This window comes from Pseudorhodoplanes sp. (assembly GCF_035565855.1).
In the GTDB taxonomy this organism is placed as follows: domain Bacteria; phylum Pseudomonadota; class Alphaproteobacteria; order Rhizobiales; family Xanthobacteraceae; genus Pseudorhodoplanes.
This window is the reverse complement of record NZ_DATMRX010000168.1, coordinates 1-8,592: the sequence shown is the minus strand read 5'-3', so window position 1 is coordinate 8,592 and position 8,592 is coordinate 1. Positions and strand designations below refer to the sequence as shown.

Here is an 8,592-nt window from a genome sequence, read left to right as displayed (position 1 = left end):
GTCCGCGCTTGTCGATGGGGCCAGGTCTTCAGCCGGCTTCGAAGCCTCAACCTCCGGCGCCGGAACAGGCGCGGCGGCGGGTGCTACGACCTCCGCCGCCTTCTCAAGCGGCGCAACAGGCGCTGGCGGAGTCACCGCCTCCACCGGCTGATCGTCGGAGGCAAGCGGAGGCACGGGCGCACGCGCCTGCGGCGCCGGTGCAGCCTCGGGCGCGGCCGGGGCCACAGCCTGCGGGGCAGGCGCAGCCTCGGGTGCAGCCGGCGCGACAGCCTGCGGTGCGGGCGCCGGTGCTGCGGGCGCGGGAGCTGCGGGTTCGGCGGCTTGCGGAGCGGCGGGCGGCGCCGGCTCGGCCTTCACCGGCTCTGCGGTCTCAGGCTTGGGCAGCGCTGCGACGAAATAGGCGTCGTCGGCGGCCGAAATATAGAAGCTCGGCACCTGCTCACCCGCGGTGGCGCTCACGACATCGCCCCGCACCTTCTTCATCAGGGCGATCAGTTCGAGTCCCGGCTCCTCGATATGCCTGAGCAATGCTGCGGTGTACGGGCTGTTGCGCCCCTCGCCGTCCGCCACCTTGCGGCCTGCACCGGTGGCGAAGCTGACCAGCACATTCTTCGGCTCATCGACCTGTTTCTTCAGGCCGGAGGGTAGTTGCCGCTTCTGCGCCTCGATGAACGGATCGTTGCGCGCAGCGTCGATGAACACCATGCCGACCTTCTCGACGTCCTCGAGCTGTTCGAGAATTTCCGGCAGGCTAAGCGAAGCCTTCGTGATGTCCGCGAGATTGCGCGCCTGCCCGTCAGTGGCCAGCAGCCATGACACGCCATCGGCCTGCAGCGCATGGCCGGAATAGAAAACCACCGCGACCTCGGCGAGCTTTGCCTTGTCGCCGAATGCCTTCAGGCTGCGCCGCATCTCGGCAACCGGCGCATTGCTCAGCGTCGTGACCGCAAATCCGATCCGCTTCAAGGCTTCGCCCATATCGGCGGCGTCGTTGACCGGATTCTTGAGCGAGAACACGTTCTTGTATTCCGAATTGCCGATCACCAGCGCGACCTTCTTGTCCTGCGCGAAAGCGGGTTGCGCCGCCAATAGACCCGCCGCAATCGCAGCGGCGCCGGCGAAGTGAAACAGTCTGTGGAGCATGGGTCCTCTCCGTCCTTTCGAACGCTCTCGGCGGCAGCGCATGCTGATGCGGGCGGCCTCTTGCAGCCCGTGCGGTGAACGATCGAACATCACGACTCTTCCGCAAAGCGGACAGTCATTGCGAGCCGTAGGGGTGGTCGCTCGCAGACGGCGTCCGGTTCAAGTCTGCATCAAAGTTTCGACGGCCGCCAATCCTTGTTCCGGGGCGACGGAGGTCCAGCCCGGCATCTGGTTACGGAACCAGGTGACCTGCCGCTTGGCATAGCGGCGGGTGTCCATGATCGAGCCGGCCGCAGCCTCCTCCAGCGAAATTTCGCCGCGGAGATGACGGCACAGCCACGGCACGCCATGCGCTTTCATCGCCGGCAGCGTATCGGGCAGCTGGCGCGCAGCGAGCGCCCGCACTTCGTCCAGCGCGCCTTCCCGCAACATCCCCGCAAACCGCGTCTCGATGCGTGCTTTCAGCTCCTCACGCCCCGGATTGAGGAAAATCTTGGCGGCGTTGTCCGGCTCGATCACCGGGGGGAGACCATCGCGGTGCCATTCCGCAATGGTGCGGCCGGTGCCGTCGAGCACCTCCAGCGCGCGCAGAATGCGCGAGCGGTCGCGTGGCATGATGCGCGAGGCCGCAACCGGATCGCGCCTGGCGAGTTCGGCATGAAGCGCCTCCACCCCCTCGCTCGCGAGCCGCGCACGCAGCCGGTCCCGGATCGCCGGGTCGGTCGGCGGGATCGCGGCGAGGCCGCTGGTCAGCGCCCGGAAATAGAGCCCGGTGCCGCCGACGAAGATCGGGAGACGCGCATCCGGCAGGTCAGCGATGATGCGTGCGGCGTCGGCGATATAGCGCCCGGCCGAATAATTCACCGACGCATCGACATGGCCGAACAGGAGATGCGGAACGCGCGCCTCCTCTTCAAGGGACGGCCGCGCGGTGAGGACACGCAGGTCGCGATAAACCTGCATGGAATCGGCATTGATGATGACGCCGCCAAGCCGTTCGGCCAGCGCCAGCGCAAGGGCCGACTTGCCGCTGGCGGTCGGCCCTGCGATAAGCACGGCCTTCCTCATTGCAGCGTCCACGCATGACTCATGTCGCGACCCTCATCGCCGCCCCCGATACGCGCCTGACGGACGAGCGGATCGCGCATGCGCGCGCCGCGCTCCCGCAGGCCACCGATATACAATGGCTGGCGAGCGGCGTGGCAGCCGATATCGGCTTCATGCCGGGCGCCCGCGCCGATATCCGGGCCTTGAGCGAGCACCTGCGCACAGCGCTCGACGGCGCCGCAATCGACATCGCCATCCAGCCACTCGCCGATCGCCGCAAGAAGCTGCTCGTGGCCGACATGGATTCCACCATGATCGGTCAGGAATGCATCGACGAACTGGCCGATCTCGTCGGGCTCAAGGCCCATGTTTCGGCCATCACCGAACGCGCGATGCGCGGCGAAATCGCCTTCGAGCCGGCCCTGCGCGAGCGCGTCGCGCTTTTGAAGGGCTTGCCGGTTTCGGTCGTGGACGACGTGATTGCCAATCGCATCACGCTGACGCCGGGCGCGCGGACGCTCGTCGGCACGATGCGCGGCCACGGCGCCCATACGGTGCTGGTGTCGGGCGGATTCTCGCTGTTCACCCGCGAGATCGCGGAGATGATCGGGTTCGACGAGAACCATGCCAACACCCTTCTGGTCGAGAACGACACGCTGACCGGGATGGTCGAGGAGCCGATCCTCGGCCGCGAGGCCAAGCTCGATACGCTGCTCGAAGTGGCGCGCTATATGCAATTGCCGCTGACGCAAACCATTGCCGTGGGCGACGGCGCCAACGATCTCGCGATGATCGGGCGTGCCGGGCTCGGCGTCGCCTACCATGCCAAGCCGGCCGTGGCCGAAGCCGCCGATGTCAGGATCGACCATGGCGACCTGACCGCGCTTCTCTATCTGCAAGGCTATCGGCGCGACGAATTCGTGGAGGAATAGCGAGGTGCCGTTCCGGGCCGCGGACATCAAGTCCGCGAACCCGGAATCCAGAGTGCGATGGCTGCTTATTGCAGGCTCAGCGTCACGAACCGCAATTCGCCTTCGGGGTTGGCGACCAGCAACAGCGCGAGCTTGCGGCCATCCTTTTTCAGCTTCTCGATCCGCTTCTGGAAGTCGTCGGTGGTGCCGATCGCTTCCTGCGCCACTTCGACGATGGTGTCGCCGGCGCTGAGCCGCTTTTCGGCCGCGGCCGAGTTCTGGTCGATGCCGGTGATCACCACGCCCTTGACGCTGTCCTTGATCTTGTAGCGCTTGCGGAGCTCGGGCGAGATATTGGCGAGGTCGAGCCCGAGCGCCTTCTGCACCACGGTCTTGTCGTCGGGCTTGGCGTCGCTCTGCACCGAAGCCGGACGCGCCTTCTCCGCATCCTCCAGACGGCCAAGCTTCACCGTCTTCTTCTCTTCCTTGCCCTTGCGGAGCACGATGACTTCGACGTCCTTGCCGACCGGCGTATCGGCGACGATCCGAGGCAGGTCGCGCATCTCCTTGATGTCGCGGCCGTCGAAGCGGATGATGATGTCGCCGGCCTCGATGCCGGCGGGCTTGGCCGGGCCTTTTTCATCGACGCCCGCAATCAGCGCGCCGCGGGCCTGTTTCAGCCCGAGGCTCTCGGCGATGTCGTCTGTCACCTGCTGGATGCGCACGCCGAGCCAACCGCGCCGCACTTCCTTGAACTCGCGCAATTGATCGATCACGGTCATCGCGACCTTGGACGGCACGGCGAAGCCGATGCCGATCGATCCGCCCGAGGGCGAAATGATCGCGGTGTTGATGCCGATCACCTCGCCTTCGAGGTTGAACAGCGGACCGCCGGAATTGCCGCGGTTAATGGCGGCGTCGGTCTGGATGTAATTGTCATAGGGGCCGGACTGGATGTCGCGGTTGCGCGCCGACACGATGCCCGCGCTGACAGAGCCGCCCAGGCTGAACGGATTGCCGATCGCAATCACCCATTCGCCGAGCCGCAGTTTGTCGGAATCGCCGAACTTGACCGCCTTCAGGGGCTTCTCCGGCTTGACCTGCAAAAGCGCGAGATCGGTCTTGGGATCGCGGCCGAGGACTTCCGCCTTCAGGCGCGATCCGTCGTTGAATATGACGTTGATCTCTTCGGCATCCGCGATGACGTGATTGTTGGTGACCACGAGGCCGTTCGGATCGATGACGAAGCCGGACCCGAGCGAGGAGGTGCGGCGCGGCGCGCGATTTTCGCCCTGACCGCCGGGACCGCCCGGACCACCGCGGCGGTTCTCGAAAAAGTCCTTGAAGAATTCCTCGAACGGCGAGCCCGGAGGAACTTGCGGCGATTGTTCCTCTCCGCGCCGCTCCGGCCGCTCCGGCTGGCGAGGCCCACCGGGCCGCACCTGAGCCTCGACCCGCTGCGAGGTCGAGATATTCACGACCGCGTCGATGACGGATTCTGCTACGTCGGCGATTTTCTCCGGTCCGCGCGCCTGCGCAGAAACCGAAAGTACCGGCAGCATCACCAACGCCGCAGCCATTCCGGCGAGAGCCGGCCGAAACGCTTTGAAAATCATTGCGATAGGAGCCGTCATGGCTGCCAATTCTCCTGCAGATCGTGTTTCAGACTGCCCATCTCGCAGCGCTGAAGCAAGGATAATACCGAGAACCAACGGGGACGTGATTTTGCGGCGCAAATGCGGCCCTCACCGCATAAACACCGCTCAGCCCCGAATGAGCCAGATCACCGCGATTCCGATCAACGCGGAACCGATCCCGACCGAGCGCAGGACATGGTCCGGGGTTTCGAGCACGTGCGCCATGGCCTGTTTTGCGGCGCCAGGAAACGCCGCAAACATCAGCCCCTCAAGAACGAGCACCAGCCCGATCGCAACGATAAAGTCCCACATCCCCCGCTTCTATCGATCGTGCGCAGCTCAATTCGCTGCCGCGTTCGGCGAGCCCGGCGTGGCCGGAGCCTTTGGCGGCGTCACGTTCGGCATCTTGCCAGACGGATCGACAAAATAGCGGAAGAATTCCGAATCCGGCTTTAACACCATGCGGGTATCGTTGTTGCCGAGGCCGGATTCATAGGCCTGCATCGAACGATAGAAGGCGAAAAAGTCGGGATCCTTGCTGTAGGCCTCGGCGAAGATCCGGTTGCGGGTCGCATCGCCCTCACCGCGGATCTGCTCGCCCTTGGCATTGGCCTCGGCCAGCAGCACGGTGACCTCACGATCGGCGCGCGAGCGGATTTCCTGTGCCCGTTGCGAGCCTTGTGCACGGAACTCGGCAGCTTCACGCTGACGCTCGGTCTGCATGCGCTGATAGACCGCCTGGCTGTTGGCGTCGGGCAGGTCGGCACGCCGGATCCGGACGTCGACCACGTTGATGCCGTAGCGCTGGGCCTCGCGATCGAGCTGCTCGCGGATGCGCCGCATCAACTCGTCACGCTCGTCGCGCACCACGCTCTGGAACGAGGATTCGCCGAGCACGCGGCGGAGCGCCGCGTTGAGGAGGGTCGCCAGCTGCGAATTTGCGGCCGGGACCGTGCCGATCGCCTGATAGAAGCGCAGCGGATCGACGATCTTGTAACGGGCGAAGGCATCGACCACGAGCCGCTTCTGGTCGGAGGCGATGATTTCCTGCGCCGGATTCTCAAGATCGAGGATGCGCTTGTCGACATAGACGACGTTGTCGATGAACGGCGCCTTGAAATGCAGACCGGGTTCGGTCACCACCCGGATCGGATTTCCGAGCCGGATGACGATCGCCTGGCGCGTTTCGTAGACGGTGAACAGGGCGCTGTAGCCGACAAAGGCTGCAACCACCGCAAGGACCAGCAGCACGCCGCCCGCAATACCGAGTTTCATGATGGCCTCCTAGCGGCGCTGCGCTTGCGGTTGCTGCTGCTGCGGCTGTGCGGGCCGCGGCCGGTTCTGATCGAGCGACAGATACGGCACGACGCCCGAACCGCCGGAGCCGGTGCCCGGATCAAGGATGATCTTGTCGGTGCCGCTCAGGAGCCGCTCCATGGTTTCCAGATAGAGCCGCTGGCGCGTGACTTGCGGCGCCTTGGCGTATTCCTGGTACACCTGATTGAAGCGCGAGGTTTGACCCTGGGCTTCGGCGACCGCCTGCTCGCGATAGGCTTCCGCATTCTGCAGGATCTGCGCGGCACGGCCGCGGGCTTCCGGCACCACGCGGTTGGCATAGGTCTGCGCCTCGTTCTGCGCGCGTTCGAGGTCGGCGCGCGCCGCCTGAACGTCGCGGAAGGCGTCGATCACCTGTGCCGGCGGGTCGACCTTCTGCAACTGGACCTGCGTGATCAGGATGCCCGAATGATACTCGTCGAGCGTCTTCTGCATCAGATCATGAACCGCGTTCTCGATGTTCTGACGGGCTCCGGTCAGGATCGGCTGGATGTTGGAGCGGCCGACCACTTCGCGCATCGCGCTTTCGGCGACAGCTTTCACGGTGCCTTCCGGATACTGGATGTTGAACAGGAACTGGCCCGCGCCCTTGTCCGGCTTGATCTTCCACAACACGGCGAAGTCGACATCGACGATATTCTCGTCGCCGGTCAGCATCAGGCTTTCTTCCGGCACGTCGCGGGTCGTGGTGCCGCGCCGCGCATCGTCGACGATGCGCATGCCGACATCGATGCGGTTGATGCGTTCGATATTGACCTTCTGGACCGCGCCGATCGGATAAGGCCAGGTGTAACCCCAGCCCGCGGGTGCATCGCGCACATACTTGCCGAAGCGCATCACCACGCCGAGTTCGCCGGGCTGCACCACGAAGAATCCGGAAATGCCCCACAGGAACAGCGCCGCAAGCAGCGCGACGACGACGCCGATCTTGCCGCCGAAGCTACCGCCCGGAAGCACCGTCTTCAGCTTGTCCTGGCTGCGCCGGAGCAAATCCTCCAGATCCGGTGGCTGAGCTCCGCCGCTCGGCTGTGGCCCCGAACCCCAAGGTCCCTTCGGCCCCGAACCCCACGGGCCGCCACCACCGCCCTGATTACTCCACGGCATCTTGATCCTCCTTGGCGCAGCCGATCGGTCTGTCGCCCATGTTCCGCGGGGTTATAGGGGACCACCCAGTCCCTTACAACGCGCGCTCATGCCGCGCCGGCACGCTGATAATGAACAATAGTAAAGCCATATTCGTCGTCCGGCCCCTTAGGCTGCGGCAGCCGTTCGGCTTCGCGCCAGACCGCGGGGTCGAGATCGGGGAAATAGGTATCCCCCACCGGTTTTGCATGGACCAGCGTCAATATGATGCGATCTGCCAGGGGCAGGGTCTGGGCGAAAATCTCGGTCCCGCCGATCACCGCGATCGTATCGGCGCCGCGCCGGAGCGCGTCGCCCCGCGCCGCCGCGAGCGCCGGTTCGACGCCGGGCGCCACCAGAATGCCGGGGGCGGCAAAGTCGGGCCGCCGCGTGATGACGATATTGGTCCGTCCGGGAAGCGGCTTGCCGATCGAGTCATAGGTCTTGCGACCCATCACCACCGGCCGATCCATGGTGACGCTCTTGAAAAATTTCAGGTCGGACTTGATGCGCCACGGCAGCTTGTTGTCGCGCCCGATCACACCGTTTTCGGCGACCGCAACGACGAGGACGATGGCAATCCCGCGCGGCCGCGTCGCGCCTTCGGTCACACCGCAACCTCGGCCTTGATGTGCGGATGCGGGTCGTATCCCGTCAGGGCAAAATGCTCATAGCGGAACGCGAAGATGTCGCGCACCGAAGGATCGATCGTCATCACCGGCAACGCGCGCGGACTGCGCGACAATTGCAGCGCCGCCTGCTCGCGATGATTGAGATAAAGGTGCGCGTCGCCGAGCGTATGAATGAATTCGCCGGGCTTCAGCCCTGACACCTGCGCGACCATCATCGTCAGCAAGGCATAGGACGCGATGTTGAACGGCACGCCGAGGAAGATGTCGGCCGAGCGCTGATAGAGCTGGCACGACAGGCGGCCTTCCGCGACATAGAACTGGAACAGGCAGTGACAGGGCGGCAGCGCCATCCTGCCGATATCGGCGGGATTCCATGCCGTGACGATCAGCCGGCGGGAATCCGGATTGCGTTCGAGATCGCGCATCAGGTTCGCGATCTGGTCGATCGTTCCGCCATCGCGTGACGGCCAGGAACGCCATTGCGCGCCGTAGACCGGACCGAGATCGCCGTGCTCGTCCGCCCATTCGTCCCAGATGGTGACGCCGTTGTCGCGCAGATATTTGACGTTCGTGTCGCCGCGCAGGAACCACAGCAATTCGTGGATGATGGATTTGACGTGGAGCTTCTTGGTGGTGACGAGCGGAAAGCCCTCGCGCAGATCGAAACGCATCTGATGGCCGAACACCGACAATGTGCCGGTGCCGGTGCGGTCGCGCTTCTCCACGCCATCCCGCAGGACGTGTTCCATTAGATCGAGATATTGC

The 8,592-nt window shown here is 64.9% G+C and carries 9 protein-coding genes; 1 reads left to right on the top strand and 8 read right to left on the bottom strand.

Features of this window, described 5'->3' with window-relative positions; genetic code table 11:
• A partial coding sequence (locus VN004_RS09230; RefSeq protein WP_325609202.1) for a caspase family protein occupies window positions 1-1,143 on the bottom strand: 1,143 nt, incomplete at its 3' end.
• A 159-nt stretch (window positions 1,144-1,302) separates the two neighbouring features.
• Window positions 1,303-2,211: a tRNA (adenosine(37)-N6)-dimethylallyltransferase MiaA gene (gene miaA / locus VN004_RS09225; RefSeq protein ID WP_325609200.1), complete on the bottom strand. Its 909-nt coding sequence runs from the start codon at window positions 2,209-2,211 to the stop codon at window positions 1,303-1,305.
• A gap of 14 nt (window positions 2,212-2,225) precedes the next feature.
• Between miaA and serB the strand changes: the two genes are divergently transcribed.
• Window positions 2,226-3,122, top strand: coding sequence for a phosphoserine phosphatase SerB (gene serB, locus VN004_RS09220; protein ID WP_325609198.1), 897 nt, complete (start codon window positions 2,226-2,228; stop codon window positions 3,120-3,122).
• A gap of 65 nt (window positions 3,123-3,187) precedes the next feature.
• Here the strand turns inward: serB and VN004_RS09215 are convergent, their stop codons facing one another.
• The 6 genes from VN004_RS09215 to VN004_RS09190 all read right to left on the bottom strand — a co-directional run.
• Window positions 3,188-4,735 (bottom strand): Do family serine endopeptidase, encoded by a 1,548-nt coding sequence (locus VN004_RS09215; RefSeq protein WP_414710262.1) that lies wholly within the window; start codon window positions 4,733-4,735, stop codon window positions 3,188-3,190.
• Between the two features lie 129 nt (window positions 4,736-4,864).
• The gene (locus VN004_RS09210; protein ID WP_325609195.1) at window positions 4,865-5,050 is read right to left on the bottom strand and encodes a DUF2065 domain-containing protein; all 186 of its coding nucleotides are present in this window, start codon (window positions 5,048-5,050) and stop codon (window positions 4,865-4,867) included.
• Between the two features lie 27 nt (window positions 5,051-5,077).
• Complete coding sequence (hflC, locus tag VN004_RS09205; protein WP_325609193.1) at window positions 5,078-6,013, bottom strand: protease modulator HflC; 936 nt, start codon at window positions 6,011-6,013, stop codon at window positions 5,078-5,080.
• Between the two features lie 9 nt (window positions 6,014-6,022).
• Window positions 6,023-7,177 carry an FtsH protease activity modulator HflK gene (gene hflK, locus VN004_RS09200; protein ID WP_325609191.1) on the bottom strand — a complete coding sequence of 385 codons (1,155 nt, stop codon included), beginning with the start codon at window positions 7,175-7,177 and terminating at the stop codon, window positions 6,023-6,025.
• A gap of 86 nt (window positions 7,178-7,263) precedes the next feature.
• Complete coding sequence (locus VN004_RS09195; RefSeq protein WP_325609189.1) at window positions 7,264-7,806, bottom strand: dihydrofolate reductase; 543 nt, start codon at window positions 7,804-7,806, stop codon at window positions 7,264-7,266.
• A partial coding sequence (locus VN004_RS09190) for a thymidylate synthase (RefSeq protein ID WP_325609187.1) occupies window positions 7,803-8,592 on the bottom strand: 790 nt, incomplete at its 5' end. The genes VN004_RS09195 and VN004_RS09190, both read right to left, overlap by 4 nt.